General features: G+C 44.6%; 16 protein-coding genes and 1 tRNA gene. 1 reads left to right on the plus strand and 16 read right to left on the minus strand.

The window, feature by feature from the left end; genetic code table 11:
• Positions 1-37: 37 nt before the first annotated feature.
• The 16 genes from sppA to pncA all read right to left on the minus strand — a co-directional run bounded on the left by sppA (position 38) and on the right by pncA (position 15,226).
• The gene (sppA, locus tag IM753_RS11330) at positions 38-1,078 is read right to left on the minus strand and encodes a signal peptide peptidase SppA (protein ID WP_194109313.1); all 1,041 of its coding nucleotides are present in this window, start codon (positions 1,076-1,078) and stop codon (positions 38-40) included.
• 147 nt (positions 1,079-1,225) lie between these two features.
• Entirely contained in the window at positions 1,226-3,808 is a 2,583-nt protein-coding gene (locus IM753_RS11335; RefSeq protein ID WP_194109314.1) for a ComEC/Rec2 family competence protein, read from the minus strand.
• A gap of 15 nt (positions 3,809-3,823) precedes the next feature.
• A complete protein-coding gene (gene ispD, locus IM753_RS11340) occupies positions 3,824-4,612 on the minus strand; it encodes a 2-C-methyl-D-erythritol 4-phosphate cytidylyltransferase (protein WP_194109315.1) in 789 nt (262 codons plus the stop codon).
• Positions 4,612-5,019, minus strand: a complete 408-nt coding sequence (locus IM753_RS11345; RefSeq protein WP_370582850.1) for a septum formation initiator family protein — start codon at positions 5,017-5,019, stop codon at positions 4,612-4,614. Before IM753_RS11345 ends, ispD begins: the two co-directional genes overlap by 1 nt.
• An 88-nt stretch (positions 5,020-5,107) precedes the next feature.
• Positions 5,108-6,421 carry a phosphopyruvate hydratase gene (gene eno, locus IM753_RS11350; RefSeq protein ID WP_065256750.1) on the minus strand — a complete coding sequence of 438 codons (1,314 nt, stop codon included), beginning with the start codon at positions 6,419-6,421 and terminating at the stop codon, positions 5,108-5,110.
• Positions 6,422-6,530: 109 nt separating this feature from the next.
• Entirely contained in the window at positions 6,531-7,061 is a 531-nt protein-coding gene (locus IM753_RS11355; protein ID WP_194109317.1) for a hypothetical protein, read from the minus strand.
• Positions 7,062-7,081: 20 nt separating this feature from the next.
• Positions 7,082-8,197, minus strand: coding sequence for a hypothetical protein (locus IM753_RS11360; RefSeq protein WP_194109318.1), 1,116 nt, complete (start codon positions 8,195-8,197; stop codon positions 7,082-7,084).
• Positions 8,198-8,258: 61 nt separating this feature from the next.
• A complete protein-coding gene (gene kdsA / locus IM753_RS11365) occupies positions 8,259-9,125 on the minus strand; it encodes a 3-deoxy-8-phosphooctulonate synthase (protein ID WP_194109319.1) in 867 nt (288 codons plus the stop codon).
• Positions 9,122-9,538: a PIN domain-containing protein gene (locus IM753_RS11370; RefSeq protein WP_194109320.1), complete on the minus strand. Its 417-nt coding sequence runs from the start codon at positions 9,536-9,538 to the stop codon at positions 9,122-9,124. The genes kdsA and IM753_RS11370 overlap by 4 nt, the downstream gene beginning before the upstream one ends.
• A gap of 8 nt (positions 9,539-9,546) precedes the next feature.
• Complete coding sequence (locus IM753_RS11375; protein ID WP_066886410.1) at positions 9,547-9,792, minus strand: hypothetical protein; 246 nt, start codon at positions 9,790-9,792, stop codon at positions 9,547-9,549.
• Positions 9,785-10,057 (minus strand): type II toxin-antitoxin system Phd/YefM family antitoxin, encoded by a 273-nt coding sequence (locus IM753_RS11380; protein ID WP_115247588.1) that lies wholly within the window; start codon positions 10,055-10,057, stop codon positions 9,785-9,787. The genes IM753_RS11375 and IM753_RS11380 overlap by 8 nt, the downstream gene beginning before the upstream one ends.
• A 69-nt stretch (positions 10,058-10,126) precedes the next feature.
• The gene (locus IM753_RS11385) at positions 10,127-11,761 is read right to left on the minus strand and encodes a CTP synthase (protein WP_194109321.1); all 1,635 of its coding nucleotides are present in this window, start codon (positions 11,759-11,761) and stop codon (positions 10,127-10,129) included.
• 443 nt (positions 11,762-12,204) lie between these two features.
• Positions 12,205-12,501, minus strand: a complete 297-nt coding sequence (locus IM753_RS11390) for a PepSY domain-containing protein (RefSeq protein ID WP_065256757.1) — start codon at positions 12,499-12,501, stop codon at positions 12,205-12,207.
• A 267-nt stretch (positions 12,502-12,768) separates the two neighbouring features.
• Entirely contained in the window at positions 12,769-14,298 is a 1,530-nt protein-coding gene (rimO, locus tag IM753_RS11395; RefSeq protein WP_194109322.1) for a 30S ribosomal protein S12 methylthiotransferase RimO, read from the minus strand.
• Between the two features lie 133 nt (positions 14,299-14,431).
• A tRNA-Leu gene (locus tag IM753_RS11400) sits at positions 14,432-14,516 on the minus strand.
• Between the two features lie 95 nt (positions 14,517-14,611).
• Positions 14,612-15,226, minus strand: coding sequence for a bifunctional nicotinamidase/pyrazinamidase (gene pncA / locus IM753_RS11405; protein ID WP_370582849.1), 615 nt, complete (start codon positions 15,224-15,226; stop codon positions 14,612-14,614).
• A 217-nt stretch (positions 15,227-15,443) separates the two neighbouring features.
• Here pncA and IM753_RS11410 point away from each other — a divergent pair, with 217 nt between their 5' ends.
• Positions 15,444-16,928, plus strand: coding sequence for a sodium:alanine symporter family protein (locus tag IM753_RS11410; RefSeq protein WP_062500485.1), 1,485 nt, complete (start codon positions 15,444-15,446; stop codon positions 16,926-16,928).
• The last annotated feature ends 38 nt before the right edge of the window (positions 16,929-16,966 follow it).

A 16,966-nucleotide genomic window follows, 5' to 3' on the forward strand; every position in this document is an offset into this window, starting at 1 on the left:
CACGCCCTTTTTTTAGTTTTTTAATTTGTCTTTATTATCATTGCAATTTGCTTTGGCTGTTTTCTGCAATGCTCATCTGCACGCCTTGCCCTAGACCTTTGCCGATTTGCACGCCAAGGCGGTCAAAGACTTTACGCATGGGGTCTACATAGGTATAATTCACCGAATGCTCAACACCCAGCTCTTTTTCTAGCTTGCTAATACCGCCCGCTTTGTCGGCAAGCCCCAGTTCAAGCGACTCTTTGCCCGTCCAGAACAGACCGCTAAACACGTTGTTTTGTTCGGCATTTTTGAGCTTATCGCCACGCCCTTCTTTGACCGCGTCGATAAAGTTTTGGTGCGTGGTATCAAGCAGTTGTTGGACGTGTGCCCGCTCATCTTCGGTCATGGGGCGAGACATGGATAGAATGTCTTTGTACTGACCCGATGTCATGGTGCGGTCTTGGACACCGATTTTTTTCATCAGCTCTTCGGTGTTATAGCTTGACATGATGACCCCGATAGAGCCAACCAGACTTGATGGATTCACCCAAATCTCATCAGCAGAGCTTGCGATATAATACGCCCCACTTGCTCCGATGTCGCCAATGACGGCATAGAGTTTTTTGTCGGGGTTGTCTTTACGCAGTTCCATGGCGGTCTGCCAAATCTCATCCGACTGCACGGGCGAACCCCCAGGAGAGTTGATGGCAAGGGCAACGGCTTTGGCATTGGGATTTTCAAAGGCTTCGGTCAGTGCTGAGCTGATGTCATAAGCATTGGCATCGCTGTCACTGGCAATCACGCCATTGACTTCCACCACCGCCAAATGGGGCGAGTTCGCTTCTAGTGGCATGGTGCTACTGACAGTGCTACACCCACGCCCCATGACGGCGATGATAAAAACGATATAGCCGAACGTGAGCAATTTAAAAAATATCCCCCAACGGCGAGCTTTTCTTTGCTCATCAAGACTTGCCATGAGCGTTTTTTCTAGTAGTCGCCACTCCTGACCGCTGTACTGGTTAGGCGGTGTTTGTGGTGCTGGGGTTGGACGTTCGTTTGAGTTGTCTTTATTGGGGTTTGGTGGCCATGCCATAATGTATTTTCCTGACTTAACTTTTAAAAATCCAAGTTAAAACCGTGCGGTCGGTTTTAACTGATTTTAAATTTTAAAAGGTTTATTTTAGCACAAATATCGCCAAATGCTCGCCTTAAATTTTATCAATTTGTTATTAGGGCATATCTAGCGACCACCAAGTTCTATCATCATCAGCTCGGCTCGCTCACGGTTGTCCGCCGTGTCTTTGTCAGTAAAAACAAACCGAGATGGCAAAGTTTGTGCCAGCACCGCCCCACTCATAGCATGGCGACTGTGCCCAAGCCACACATCGGCATGCACCTGCTCATCATGGCACATGGTCTCATACATTTGCCATGCATATTCATGGGTCGCTCCGTTAATGATGAGTCGTGACCCTGCCTGCTCGCTTTTTTGCTCATCACGACCATCATCATCGCCATAATCATGATGGATACCACCCATGATGGCAGGCGTCAGCTCGCTCTCAATGACAATGGCACAGCCCCACACCCGCTCATCATCTATCATCTGCCAGCCTGTCATTGCTGATATGGCAAGCCCCTGCCCCGACCATGACCGCCCTGCCCCACACGCCTGCATGGGCAAGCCCTGCATGGTATTGGTGACTTGCCCCGCCTGCCAATAGCGATGAATCAGTACGTCCTGTGCCAGCGTTGCCACCACATCATTCATGCGATGGCTTGGGGTCTGCACGATGACCCCTGTCAGATGGCGAACACCCTGCTGACGCAGTTTATCACGCAGGACACTCGCCACTTTATCATGCCCTATCGTCTTATCATCTTGCAAATCCGACAGCACAAGCCACACCGCATCATCACCATTATCCGCCCCCTGCTGACGGATAAGTACTTGACTGACCTTGTCATCACTATCTAGCACCATCACGCTAAATGGCGTTTGCCTATCTGCAAACAACACCATCATCGCCACTGCCATAAGTGGCACCAATGCAAACTTCCGCCCAATCATGGGGGCGACCCACACCGCCACCCCAAGGGCAAACAGTGCCATGCCTATCACGCTCGTGGTCTGATACAGCCATACATCGCTTAGGTTCTGTAGCCACATCAGTAGCTGATGAAGCCATGCCAATATCAGCGATGAGATACCCCAAAGCACATCAGCAAGGCTCGGCAACACCACAAAAATCACCCCTGCCACCAAGTTTATTGGCACGATGACCGCCCCAAACAGCCCTATCGCAAACAGATTGACAAACAACCCCCACAGCGACACTTTACCAAAAAACAACAGCGACACAGGAAGCATGGCGACAAAAAGATAGCTTTGTAATTTTAACAAACCGACCAGACGGTCTTTTATGAACATGACTGGCACATCAAACTCACGCTCGCCATAGCTCATGAGCAGTGCCACCGCCACAAAGGACAGCCAAAACCCCGCCTGCCACACCATGACAGGGTCAAGCCATATCATGCCCAGCCCTACCCACATCAGCACCACCAAGGACGACAAAGGCAATGCCAAATAGCTCGCCACCGCCACCGCCAACATCATGTACACCGTCCGCACCGCAGGCACATCAAAACCTGTAAACAACGCATAAATCATGCTCGCCCCCACCATGACAAACAGTCGCAGGCGATGGCGGGGCAGTCGCTGATAATACGGTAAAAACCTATCAGTCAGATAACACACCCCAAAACTTAACATCGTCGCCAATAGCACCACATGCATGCCTGAGATGGCGAGCAGATGACTGATACCGCCAAACTGGTACAAGTCTTTAGTCGCACGGTTGATTAATGCCCTATCGCCCGTCAGCAGGGCAAGCGTGACCGCTCGGGCTTGCTGTTTATCATCGCTAAGAGTATGCCAATCCTGATAAAAATGCGTGCGTAACACATGACGAAATCGCTCTAAATGCCCCACCAAGCCCACCTGTGGCAGAGATGTCGGCTCATCATGCACCGCCAATACTCGGGCATTGGCATGGATATGGCGTGTACGAAGCCACCGCTGACTGTCAAAGCCTGACGCACTAGGGTCGGCAGTGATGGGTGTGATACGTAGCGTCATGTAAGCGGTCGTGGCAGGATGTAGTTTGGCGAGCTGATGGCGGTTCGAGCCGTCCTTATTATCCTTGACATCTGCCACTTGGAGTAGTACCGTCATCTGACTGGGCAGGAGCGGATGGGATTCGGGTGTGTCTGCGGTAACGGCAAATGGGTTGTGGGTCTCTGTCCTTGCGTGCTCGCCCTCATCTTTGCTATCTTTATGATTCTTACCAACATCATTAAAGCCATCCAACAAGCGGTCACCGCCAAATGTCAAATCAGACAGCACTGCTTTTTGGTGATAATAGCTCCCTGTGTCATACACGCTGTCACTAATCTCATGCACCATCACTTTGGCGGTGATGGTATAGCCATGCTCAGGGATGGCGTGAGCGGTATTGGTAAATACCTGCTCGGTGCTGATGGTGCGAAGTATGAATAATAGCACCACAAAGCCGACCAGTAGCACCTGCACGGCAACCTGCCCCACTCGGGCAAAAGCGGATTTGGGATGAAATTGATTAAATTTAAAACATAAAAAAGCACACCCCAATAAGAGCATGCTCATCATCATAAATCCCACCCCATGAGTCGTATCCATGCCAAACAGCTGACTGCTCACGGCTGTCATGTCATGGCTAGGCAAGACATCCAGCGTGGCAAGCACCATCAACGCCACGCCAATAAACACAAGCCAAATCAACATCGCACCCACATCTTAGGCTTGACCCATGCCATGTCGCAACATCAGCTCAATCATCGCCAAATCATCAGAATAAGTCAGCTTCATGTTCATGCGTGAACCCTGCACCAAAGCCACCGACTGACCGAACTGCTCAAACCCACTGGCTTCATCGGTAATCATCAACCCATCAGCGATGACCTTATCAAGCATGGCTTGTAAGGCGTACAGTCTAAATACTTGGGGGGTTTGGGCTTGCCAAAGCTGACGACGGTCTATGGTGCGATGTATCTGACCATTGATGTGTTGGCAATCTGTCAAACCATTGGAAGCTTTGTTATTGTGAGCAAGTTTTAAGGTATCCACCACAGGCGTGGCAAGTATCGCTCCTACTGGGCTACTCTTACCATCCGTCTGTTCAAGCCGTTCAAGCTCACGCACCGCACCAATCAGGTGGGTCAAATCATCGGCAGGCAAGCATGGTCTGGCACCATCATGGATGAGCACCCACACATCGCCAACCGCTCGCCGAGCGATGTCATCCACGCCTGCCTTGACCGACAAAAAACGTTCTGTCCCACCTTCGGTCAAATAAATAGGGCGGTTAAACTCAAAATCCAAAGACGGCACCAGCGTATCATCTTTGGCAACCACAAGCGTCAAATCGGTGACAGCAGGGGCATTTAAACACGCCACGCCATGCTCTAACACCGTTCGCCCTGCCACCGTCAAATACTGCTTTGGCACATCCGCCCCAAAACGACTGCCACGCCCTGCCGAGACGATGAGTGCGTGAATGGGTAGGTTGGGACTTGTCTGCTTCATCACTCGCCCGTATCGCCGCTAACGCCCGTAAAGACATTCTCGCCCATGTCATCATCAATAAGTCCATCAACAGGCTCTGTCGCACTCACCCCATCCACGCCATAGGGAATTTCTCTATCACTCACCATAGGGGCAACGGACAACTCCACAAATGTCTCGCCTGACTTAATCAAACCCAAATCAAGGCGAGCATGCTCTTCAATGGCACCCAGCCCCGATTTTAAATCACGGACATCCGCTCGTAACGTGTCATTGACCGCTTGCTGGGCGGCATTGATTTTTTGTTGCTTGGCAAGCTCATCATTTAGCTCACTAAGTGCATGATAACCGAACTCGCCATACCAGTATTGGTGTTGCAGACCTGCCAACACAACCGCCCCAAAAATAATGAGTAGCAGATAACCCAAAAAAGTAGGCGAAAAGCTAACGCCTACTTTTTGGGTGCGTGTTTGATGTTCTGATGACAAAGTATCATCAGTTTTTTGGGTTGTCATATCAGCCACGCAGTCCGATAAACTCAGCACGCCCACGATAGCTTGCTGTTACCATCTGCTCAATGCGTAGCAGTTGGTTGTATTTGGCGACACGGTCAGAGCGACATAGCGAGCCTGTTTTGATTTGTCCTGCTGCTGTACCCACCGCTAGGTCAGCAATGGTACTATCCTCGGTCTCGCCTGAACGATGACTGATGACGGTCGCATAGCCGTTTTCTTTGGCAAGATAAATGGCGTCTAGCGTCTCGGACAATGTGCCGATTTGGTTAAATTTAATCAAAATGGCATTGGCGATGTTTTTATCAATGCCTTCACGCAGGATTTTTGGATTGGTTACAAATAGGTCATCGCCCACCAGTTGCACTTTATCGCCAAGCTGACGAGTCAAATACGCCCAGCCATCCCAGTCGCTCTCATCAAGACCATCTTCAATAGAGATAATCGGATATTGACGCACAAGCCCTGCCAGATAATCCGAAAATCCTTGGCTGTCGTAAGATTTGCCCTCACCTTCTAGCACATATTGACCGTTTTTATAAAACTCGCTAGACGCACAGTCAAGAGCTAGGAAAATGTCCTGCCCTGCTTTGTAGCCCGCTTGCTCAATGGCTTTCATGATGACGGTAATCGCCTCTTCGTTAGAACGCAGGTTCGGAGCAAAACCACCTTCATCGCCCACGGCAGTATTTAACCCTTGGGCTTTTAGCACGGATTTTAGGCTATGGAAAATCTCTGTCCCTGCACGAAGCCCCTCTGAAAAAGACGTAAAGCCCACAGGCTCAATCATAAATTCTTGAATGTCCACGGTATTATCAGCATGAGCCCCACCATTTAGAATGTTCATCATCGGCACAGGCATGGTTAAGCTGGTTTGCCCACGCAAATTGGCGATGTACTGATGAAGTGGCAGATTTTTTGCCAACGCCCCTGCTTTGGCAATGGCAAGCGACACCGCAAGCGTGGCATTCGCCCCTAGGTTGGCTTTATTCTCCGTGCCGTCTAGGTCAATCAAAATCTTATCAAGTTCACTTTGGGCGGTTACGTCCTTATCAAGCAAAGCCGAGCGGATTTGGCTATTGACGTTCGCCACCGCTTTTTTGACACCCTTACCCAAATAGCGAGATTTGTCGCCGTCCCTTAGCTCCAACGCCTCACGAGAACCTGTGGACGCACCAGACGGAGCGGCGGCACGACCACACACGCCATTTGCCAAAATCACGTCTGCCTCAATGGTTGGGTTGCCACGAGAATCCAAAATCTCACGAGCCACGATGTCTTTGATTTCGATGGCGTTGTCGGTATTTTCAGCGTACATACGTTTTCCTTTTGATTGGGTGAATGATAATGAGTGGAAATAGGGGTATTTTATCATAAAATTAGGTAAGTGGTTTGAAAATTTTAGGTAAACATATATTCTCTCATTACTAAAATTTTGCCGTGCCAATGACACTTAATTCACAGCCATTGTCTTCCACAAAAATCAGCCGATTTGATGTGCGAATATGATATATTTTATAAGGCACGCCTTGCCTATCACCATGTTGCTCTATTTGTAAACTTGGCGAACTTCCCCATTCGCTTACCATTAACTTTTCGCCAAAGACTGTTTGCAATTCATCAAGGCTTGGGCAATGTTCTTTTTTAAAAGTAATGGCAATATTTTTATACACTTCACTTAAATCACGCCCACCAAACGACACGCTATAAGAAATGGACTGGATTGCTTGATGGGTGTGGATTGGATAAGTATATTCAATGCGATTATCATACGCCACAGGTTGATGTTTTGCCCTATCAATCTCATCTTTAAGCGTTAATCGTTCAGCCATTTTGGTTAAATTAAAAATATTACCACTTTCTACCAATGCAACAATTTGTTTAACCGTATCAATACTGCTATTGGCATAGGCATTAGCAGAAAATAGAATTGGAAGTACAAATAGCAATTTTTTCATTTTAAAATGCCTTTATTAAATCAAGAATACAACATCGGTAATTGCAAAGTATAATAATCATTTTCATTTCTTTTGTCAAAATCTTGAGCTAATCGCCTGGCTTCGGTTAATAGCGTTGATTTTTCAGGAATGTCCAATTTTGATGCTTCAATCGTAAATAGCATTTTTTGAAATAATGATTCACATTGATCAAATAAATGTCTGCTATCTTGATAAATTTGAACCGCTTTATCAACATCACCCAATAATATTGCCACTCGCATAAATTCAGCAATCGGACGGATAAATTGTCCTTGACCTTTTACTAACTTATAGCCACTTCCCAAAAGCTCTTTGGTTTTATCAATTTGATTGGTATAAAAATAAGCCTGTGCAATCAAACTGTTGGTAACGTGTGGCACTTCACCACATTTTACCGAACCATTTAAAATTTGTTCTGACCATTCTAAGGCTTTATCATGCTCACCCAAAAATACATAGGCACGGATAATATCATCTACTTGGCACGCCCAACAATCATCAAAATCATTTTCTTCTGCATTTATCCACTTATCCAAATGCATTTCAACAAGCTGACAATCGCCCCTTTTAATACCCTGCATTACTATCGATTTGTATAAAGAACGCTGACCCAAAGCAAATACATAGGTATAATAATATTCCAATAGTTTTAGATAATTATCAATTTGCTCTTTTCTAACATGGTAATTTTCCACAACATTAGATACTACCCATTTAAAATACCATAATATTGGCGTTTGTTTTATTTCAAAAAATCTTTCATCTTCTTGGGCATAGTCAAAGATGTCTTCATAATAAACCATGAGCCAAGCAACGCTGTCTTGCCATAACTGTGTATTTTTAATGGGCGTTGTTTTTTCAGCAACATAATTGTAGCTTTTTACCACTTCACAATGCAATTTACATTGCTGATAAAATAAACCAGTGCTAGCAATAGTTAGTGTTTTATCAAGGTGTTGAGCAACAATTTCTAAGACGGTTTGAGTATCGTTCAAATCCTTGCGTAATTCATTAACTTTATCAGCAATGGGCAAATGATTTTCAAATGCGTCATGTAAACGCTGTTCGAACTTTTCTTCACTCATACCATCATTTAAAAAATCAAATATATTCATATTAGTCCTTTTAAAAAAATATTGGGGAAGTATAAAACCACCCCAATAATTTAACAAAAACTTAATGCGTATCCAAAACTTCAAACCCTTTTACCAAATTATCAATTTCTTTTAATTGACGTAAAAACGGCTCTAATTGCGACAGTCGCAACGCACAAGGACCATCGCATTTGGCTTTGTCAGGGTCTGGGTGAGCTTCTAAAAACAGCCCTGCCAGTCCCGTTGCTATACCCGCTCTTGCCAAGGTGGTAATCTGGCTACGGCGACCGCCTGCACTGTCCACTCTCGCCCCTGGTTCTTGTAGGGCGTGCGTTACGTCAAAAAATACGGGCACATTCATCGCTTTCATCGTGTCAAAGCCAAGCATATCCACCACAAGGTTATTATAGCCAAAAGACGTGCCACGCTCACACAAGATGATGTTATCATTGCCTGCTTCTAGGCATTTGCCTATGATATGTCGCATTTCGTGCGGGGCAAGGAATTGAGCTTTTTTGATGTTAATCACCGCCCCTGTGCGAGCAATGGCACTCACAAGGTCGGTTTGACGGCTCAAAAACGCAGGGATTTGTAGCACGTCCGCCACCTTTGCCACAGGGGACGCTTGGTAGGGTTCGTGTACGTCTGTAATGATGGGCACGCCGTATTTTTCTTTAATGTCGTTTAGCCATGTCAGCCCCGTATCAAGGCTTGGCCCTCGAAAGGAGTGTAAGCTTGACCGATTAGCCTTGTCAAAACTTGCCTTAAACACATAGCCAATATCAAGTTTCTTGCAAATCTCAATATAGCTCTCGGCAATCTCAAATGCCAATTCTTGACTTTCTAAAACATTCATGCCACCAAATAGCACAAATGGCAAATCATTGGCAATTTTGATGTCGCCTGATGGTGATGATAATTCAATGGTGGATTTGGCGGTTAGCGTCATGGGTTTTCCTTATAAAATGGATTGATAATGGTAAGTTTATTTTCAATGATATGATTATGGTGCATATCTTCGGAACATAAAATGGGTGTATTTGCTTGCAAGGCACAAGCAATCATTAGACTATCCCAATAGGAATAGTGATATTTGGCTTTGATATTTAAAGCATGAATAGCCAATTTTGCATCAACTGTTAAAATATCATAGTCATTGGCAAATGCAGAAATAATATAAGTTAATTTATCAAAATCAACATATCTCTTTTTAATCATCACATTGCAAAATTCATTAATCACCTGCGTGCTAATTACAACGTGATGAGTATTTAACAATTCTTGGGCAATTTGATTTTTTGGATAATCATCGCTCATGGCATAAATCAAGATATTGCTATCAAAAAAGCATGATTTATTCATAAAAACCCTTAGCGACTGTTTGCTTCTTCACGGTCAAATTTATAATCAGGCGGTAGTTGGATTTTAATATTTTTAAATACCTCTTTCATGGTCGCCTTTGGGTTATGCTCGTATGGCATGACAGGCTCATCAGCAGGCAATACCACAAAACTTTTGCCATTGCTTGATAACAACACTTTTTCGCCCAATGATATTTGCTCTAAGGCATGGGCGATTTGTTGTTGTTCGGCATGGTTAATCATAATTTCAATCATTATTTATTCCTAATCTGTATTTATTATTAACATGCAATTTATTTGGCATATACTCAACAAAACAATCCAAAGGCTCATCAAAATCATCTGCCATTTTAATTTGCCCTTTGGCACTGCCTGCTTTGCGTGATTTTTTAGCAAGTTTATTTTCGGGTATTAAATTCATTTTATAAGCCTGCCCGTCTTTGATAAAAACTAACTCTTCGCCCAAAATGGCTTGTTCTATGTGCTTAGGCTGTATCTCGTGAATGGCAATCTCAATCATCTTGTCCCCTTTTGTCTTCCCAATGAATAAACAGGGCGAAAACCGCCCCATTTATTTTATTGTAATGCTTTATTTGCCATTTTGCAATGCAACTGCCGAATGAATAAAGGCATTAAAGAGGGGGTGTCCGCCACGGGGCGAGCTTGTGAACTCAGGGTGATATTGCACCGCCACAAAGAACGGGTGATTGTCAAGCTCCACCGTCTCCACAAGATTTTGTTTGGCAGAGTAGCCCGAGATTTTTAGCCCTTGTGCTTCAAGCGGTTCAATGTAGCGATTGTTCATCTCATAGCGATGACGATGACGCTCAAAAATGGTGCCTGCCCCGTAGATTTTGGCAAGGCGAGAGTCCGCCACCAGATGAGCTTCTTGTTTGCCAAGTCGCATGGTGCCACCCAAATCGCTGTCGTCTGAGCGAATTTGTAGCTCGCCTTTTTCATCAAACCATTCGGTAATCAGACCAATAATCGGATTAGCGGTTTTGCGGTCAAACTCGGTAGAGTTGGCTTCAAGTCCCAGCACGTTGCGAGCAAATTCAATGACAGCGAGCTGCATACCCAAGCAAATGCCCAAAAACGGCACACCATTTTCACGGGCATAGCGGATTGCTTTCATCTTGCCTTGGGTGCCACGCTCGCCAAATCCCCCTGGTACCAAGATAGCATGGCAGGCTTTTAGCTCGTCCATAAGAGTATCTTGGGTTTCTAGTTTTTCGGCATCGATGTAGTGGATTTTGACACGGGTTTTGTTATGAATGCCTGCGTGCAATAGAGCTTCATTGACCGATTTATAAGCATCGGGCAATTCTACATATTTACCAACCATTGCCACGACAATCTCGCCTTGGGCGTTAAACAGTCCGTCAATGACCTTATCCCAATCGGACAAATCGGCTTTGGGCTGATTAAAGCCAAAACGCTCGCACACCAAATCGTCCAAATTTTGCTCATAAAAAGTGCGTGGAATCTCATAAATACTGCGAGCGTCCTTACACACCGCCACCGCACGCTCGGGGACGTTCGTGAACATGGCAATCTTACGCTTGGTGTCATCGTCCACGTCATGCTCGGTACGGCACACCAAAATATCAGGCTGAATGCCAATGGATAGCAATTCTTTGACAGAATGCTGAGTAGGCTTGGTTTTGAGTTCGCTGGCGGACGAGATGTAAGGTAGTAATGTCAAGTGCATGAGCATGGTGTTTTCACGCCCGAGTTTTACCATAAGTTGTCGCACCGCTTCCATAAAGGGCAAGCTCTCAATGTCGCCCACCGTGCCACCAATCTCAATCATGGCAACGTCATAACCTTCGCCTGACGCTAAAATACGGCTTTGAATCTCGTCTGTGATGTGCGGAACGACTTGCACAGTTTTGCCAAGATAGTCGCCACGGCGTTCTTTGGCAAGCACGGTTTGGTAAATACGTCCCGATGTGAAGTTATTTGCACGAGACATTTTAGAATGTCTTAAAAAACGCTCATAATAGCCCAAATCAAGGTCAGTCTCTGCCCCATCTTCGGTAACGAACACCTCTCCATGTTCAAACGGACTCATCGTACCGGGGTCAACGTTGATATAAGGGTCCATTTTGGTCATGGTAACTTTTAGACCACGAGCCTCAAGCACAGAAGCCAAAGAGGCGGCGGCAATGCCCTTACCCAAAGAAGAAACCACACCACCTGTTACAAAAATAAATTTAGTCATGATACTCATCAGTTATTGGTAAAAGAGAATTTTACTAAAAAATACTAAAAAAATATAGGGGGCAATGGCAAATTCCCAAAATTTTTGTCAAATCGGTCAAAACAAAAAAGACTTGAATCCATTCAAATCTTTTGGTAGTGGTGATTGACAATCAATGACCACCAATCAATCAGATGCTCATCAGTCAATGCGTTCGCTGATAATTTTTAGGTCAGGGTAGCTTAGCTAAATTTTGTATTCCCAAATACCTTCCATGACGGAAAATAGCTCAGGGCGAACAGTTTCCGTGGTAAAATTCAATTTTGTTAGCTGTATATAATTTTTGATTACAGTAATTTTTTATTATAGTAATTACAGTAAAAATACTGACTAAAAAAAGTAGGCTATTGAAGCCTACTTTTTTAATTGATTACTTAATTTGTAATGATGATAATTGATGATAATTACCAATCAATGCGTTCGCTGATAATTTTTAGGTCAGGGTAGCTTAGGTAAACGTCATATTCTTGAAAGTCTTTATAAGCTTCAACGTCCAAAATCTTTTGTCCAAGATGCACACCAGGCTCGATGTCTTTGATGCGATAGCCTCTATCCTGCAAGATTTTTACAGCTTTTTGTACATTGGCTTGATAGCTGGGATCCATATAAATCTGACGCTCAATCATGTCTTCGTAATCTGCAAAAGCTGCAACAGGGGCAAGCAAAGACAGTGCCAAAATAGATGCTAGGATTTTTTTCATGTTTTACTCCAATTGGGATATATTAAACAATTTAAACAAAATTAAAGTCAATTCATCATCAATCTTTAATTTGACGCCATTTTAGCATAAAATCACCCACACACAAGAGCAAGCTACATTTTACGTCCACTTTATTACTCAATTTCACAAAACTTACAGATTTTTTAATAAAGTTGTTATTATTTTACCAAATAATCATCTAACAAGATTAAGGATTTAAAAATTTGGATAAAAACACAAAAATGGCCTGCCTTGTCATTGTCTAATTTATGCCACAAAACTGGCAAACAAATCATATTCACTGGCCTCATCGATGGTTACGGTCAAAAATTGCCCCACTTTTACTGTCTCATCAATATCATCCACATACACATGACCATCAATCTCAGGAGCATCGGCATAGCTACGGCAAATGGCAATGTTTTCATCAAAGTCAATCTCATCCACCAACACCACCAACGTTTGCCCGACTTTTTCTTGAAGTTTCTCTTCGCTGATTTGTTGTGCCAGTGCCATAAAACGCTCATAACGTGCTTGCTTGATGGACTCTGGCACAGGATTGGGTAAATCATTGGCGGTCGCTCCGTCAATCTCTGAATAAGTAAAACAGCCCACACGGTCAAGGCGTGCTTGTTTTAACCAATTCAAAAGATACTCAAAATCCTCTTCTGTCTCACCTGGAAAGCCCACCACAAAGGTAGAACGAATGACGATATTAGGGCAAATCTGTCGCCATATGGCAAGGCGTTCTAGGGTGTTTTCACTCATGGCAGGACGTTTCATCGCCTTTAATACAGATGGGCTGGCATGCTGAAACGGAATGTCAAGATATGGCAAAAGCCCACCCCTGCCACCACTGATTTTCATGCTGTCTGTCATAATTTGCACCACGTTATCCACGTGCGGATAAGGGTATACATAATGTAAACGCACCCAAATGCCAAGGCGTGCTAAGGCTTGGCACATATCAAAAAACTTGGTTCTTAGCGGCTCGCCCTGCCAAAATGCCATTTTATATTTTAAATCCACGCCATAAGCGGAGGTGTCTTGACTGATGACAAGCAACTCCTTAACCCCTGCTTTTTTTAGGGCAACCGCTTCATTCATCACGCTGTCAATGGTACGAGACACCAAATCCCCACGCAAAGACGGAATGATACAAAACGTACAGCGATGATTACAGCCTTCGCTGATTTTAAGATAAGCATAATGAGCAGGGGTTAGTTTCACGCCTGCATCATTAATAAGGTCAATCTTGGGGTCATAAGTCTTTGATTTGGCAGGTTTTGGTACGTGGTGCGTTACTGCCTTGACCACCTCATCATAAGCATGTGCCCCAGTTACCGCCAATACAGCAGGGTGCATGGTGCGAATTTTTTGGGCATCTTTACCCAAACAGCCTGTTACGATGACTTTGCCGTTTTTGGTGATCGCCTCACCAATGGCATCAAGGCTTTCTTGAACAGCAGATTCAATAAAGCCACAGGTATTCACCACTACCAAATCTGCCCCATCATAATCCTTGGCGACTTGATAGCCCTCACGAGTAAGCTCGGTAATAATCCGCTCGCTATCCACAAGTGCCTTGGGGCAACCCAAAGACACAAAGCCGACTTTGGGCGTTTTGATGGCATCATCTGAACCATCATTTGGCTTGTCAATTTGCACAAGAGCGGTATTTTGCAAATTGGCACTTTGGTCAATGGTGCGGTTTTGGTTATGGTTGGCTTTATGGTGATAACCAACTTTGCTAGGATTTGCATTGGAATGTTTAGGGTTAAAGGTTTGAACGGTCATGATGTTTTGGATAAAGATTGGCTAAGGATAAACTTGGCTGATGGGCATTGAGATTATTGAGATTTTAATTAATTTTATCACATGTTAAAACTTACATAGCAAAAAACCCGCCTTAACAGCAGGTTTTTGTATATGGTGGGGTCGGAGAGACTCGAACTCTCACGGGTCGCCCCGCTGGAACCTAAATCCAGTGCGTCTACCAATTTCGCCACGACCCCAGATTTCATCAACTTTCGTCTTGATATGGCGTATTATATACGACTTTTAAAATTTGGCAAGCACTTTTTAATAAAAACTTTAAAAAGTTTATAAGTCATTGATTTATAATATCTTTTGAATTGATAAATTTGACCCCAACTGCTGTCATGTCTGCCATGGCCTTATCTAATGAACCATTCATGTCAATTGGGGCGGTTGCATCAGTAATGACCGTACACCTAAATCCAAATGCCACCGCATCCATCGCTGTCCATGCCACACAAAAATCAGTGGCAATACCAACCACATACACATCACTTACGCCACGTTCATGCAAATAGCCTGCCAGCCCTGTTTTTGTTGTCCTATCTGCCTCCATGAACGCTGAATAACTGTCTATGTGCTGATGATAACCTTTACGGATGATTAATTGGGCTTTGTCAGCCTTTAAATCATCATGAAAGTTGGCATCAGGTGTGCCTTGCACACAGTGGGCAGGCCATAGCACCTGCGTGCCATAAGGTAACTGTATCGTATCAAATGCCTCTTTGCCGACATGGTTTTGATAAAATGAGATGTGCGTAGCAGGGTGATAATCTTGGGTCAAAATGACGGTATCAAAATGGGCGATTAGACGGTTAATTGTGGGGATGATTGTATGGCTGTTTGCCACTGCCAAATTACCATCAATAAAGCCGTTTTGTATATCCACAACCAGTAAGGCTTTCATAAACATTCCTTTTATTGTTTAAAAGTCTATTAGTTTGCATAAAATTTTGTCAAAAAGCAAGCCTAATTTATATGTCGCTATTTTATCAATCTCATCCACGCCAACATGATGGTGCCATCATTGTAACGCTTGTAATCATTGACAATTTTTTTTATAATAACATCTTTACCAAAGCAAGGTCAATCCTTGCTTTTTTTGTGAACTAAACGGAGTGGCTATGTTTGAATGGTTTAACAGTCTCATCAATTGGGGCGTAAGCCTTATTTGGGGCAATGGCGATTGGCTAATAGTGGGCAATCCTTGGTATGGTCTTATTGTGTTTTTGTTGGTTGGTGGAGGCATTTATTTTACCATTGCCACAGGCTTTGCTCAATTTCGCTATTTTGGACATTTATGGAAACTTCTTAGAGTATCAGGGCAAGGCGGTCGCTTGGGCGGTATCAGTTCCTACGAAGCCCTAATGACGTCGTTGGCAGCACGGGTCGGTACAGGTAACCTTGCAGGGGTTGCCATCGCCATTTATTTGGGGGGTGCTGGGGCGGTATTTTGGATGTGGGTTACAGCCATTTTGGGGATGGCAACAAGCTTTATTGAGTCTGCTCTTGCTCAGGCTTATAAAGTCCCCCACACTGACAACGTCTTTCGTGGTGGCCCTGCCTACTACATTCAAGCAGGGTTGGGGCAACGCTGGCTTGCCATCATCTTTTCGGTGTGCCTGCTCATTGCCTTTGGACTTGCCTTTAACGGTGTGCAAGCCAATACCATCGCTCAGGCAAGTCTGGAAGCCTTTAACATCCCCCCTTGGGTAACGGGGCTATTTTTAGTGATTTTGGTCGCTCCTGTGGTTTTTGGGGGCATGCGTTCAGTTGCTAAGGTGGCAGGTAAGATTGTGCCAATCATGGCGATTTTATACGTTTTGCTGGCTTTGTTTATCATTATTAGCAACATCACCCAGTTTCCTGCCGCCATTGCCATCATCTTCAAATCCGCCTTTGGATTTGAACAGGCCGCAGGTGGGGTCTTAGGCTATACCGTTGCATCAGCCATGATTAATGGCATAAAACGTGGTCTGTTCTCCAACGAAGCGGGCATGGGTTCTGCTCCCAACGCCGCTGCAACCGCTCAGACTTATCCCAATCACCCTGCTGTACAAGGTTTCATGCAAATGCTTGGGGTGTTTATGGATACCATCGTCATCTGTACCGCTACCGCCTCCATCATCATCTTATCTGGTGTGGTTGACCCAAACTCTGAGCAGACGGGCATTCAACTTACCCAACTTGCCCTGTCGCAATATGTGGGGCAATTTGGCGTGGTATTTGTGGCGGTGGCAATTTTCTTTTTTTCGTTCACCACTATCATTGCCAATTATAGCTATGGCGAGAGCAATATTGAGTTTTTGTCTGGTCAAAAAAACGCCAAGCCTGCCATGATGGGGCTACGCATCGCCCTGCTTGTCATGGTCTTTGTGGGGTCTGTTGCCGACCTAAAAACGGTTTGGAACTTTGCTGACTTGACGATGGGTATCATGGCAGTTATTAACCTTATCGCCATTGTGTGGCTATCGCCTGTGGCACTGCGTGTCCTAAAAGACTATGAACGTCAAATCAAGTCAGGTGTTGACCTAAAAGACATCAGCTTTGACCCCGACCTGTTTCCTAAGCTTAAAACCGAAGCAGACAGAACAGCATGGAAGGATTGATGGTTTTAGTACACTAAATAAAAAACAGGGCAGATACT

This window comes from Moraxella sp. K127, from assembly GCF_015223095.1.
Lineage (GTDB): Bacteria > Pseudomonadota > Gammaproteobacteria > Pseudomonadales > Moraxellaceae > Moraxella.

Bases quoted from the DNA above. Each gene is read 5' to 3' on its own strand.
- sppA (WP_194109313.1), bottom strand. From the start codon at position 1,078: ATGGCATGGCCACCAAACCCCAATAAAGACAACTCAAACGAACGTCCA.
- ispD (WP_194109315.1), bottom strand. From the start codon at position 4,612: ATGAAGCAGACAAGTCCCAACCTACCCATTCACGCACTCATCGTCTCG.
- eno (WP_065256750.1), bottom strand. From the start codon at position 6,421: ATGTACGCTGAAAATACCGACAACGCCATCGAAATCAAAGACATCGTG.
- IM753_RS11355 (WP_194109317.1), bottom strand. From the start codon at position 7,061: ATGAAAAAATTGCTATTTGTACTTCCAATTCTATTTTCTGCTAATGCC.
- IM753_RS11360 (WP_194109318.1), bottom strand. From the start codon at position 8,197: ATGAATATATTTGATTTTTTAAATGATGGTATGAGTGAAGAAAAGTTC.
- kdsA (WP_194109319.1), bottom strand. From the start codon at position 9,125: ATGACGCTAACCGCCAAATCCACCATTGAATTATCATCACCATCAGGC.
- IM753_RS11370 (WP_194109320.1), bottom strand. From the start codon at position 9,538: ATGAATAAATCATGCTTTTTTGATAGCAATATCTTGATTTATGCCATG.
- IM753_RS11375 (WP_066886410.1), bottom strand. From the start codon at position 9,792: ATGATTGAAATTATGATTAACCATGCCGAACAACAACAAATCGCCCAT.
- IM753_RS11380 (WP_115247588.1), bottom strand. From the start codon at position 10,057: ATGATTGAGATTGCCATTCACGAGATACAGCCTAAGCACATAGAACAA.
- IM753_RS11385 (WP_194109321.1), bottom strand. From the start codon at position 11,761: ATGACTAAATTTATTTTTGTAACAGGTGGTGTGGTTTCTTCTTTGGGT.
- IM753_RS11390 (WP_065256757.1), bottom strand. From the start codon at position 12,501: ATGAAAAAAATCCTAGCATCTATTTTGGCACTGTCTTTGCTTGCCCCT.
- rimO (WP_194109322.1), bottom strand. From the start codon at position 14,298: ATGACCGTTCAAACCTTTAACCCTAAACATTCCAATGCAAATCCTAGC.
- pncA (WP_370582849.1), bottom strand. From the start codon at position 15,226: ATGAAAGCCTTACTGGTTGTGGATATACAAAACGGCTTTATTGATGGT.
- IM753_RS11410 (WP_062500485.1), top strand. From the start codon at position 15,444: ATGTTTGAATGGTTTAACAGTCTCATCAATTGGGGCGTAAGCCTTATT.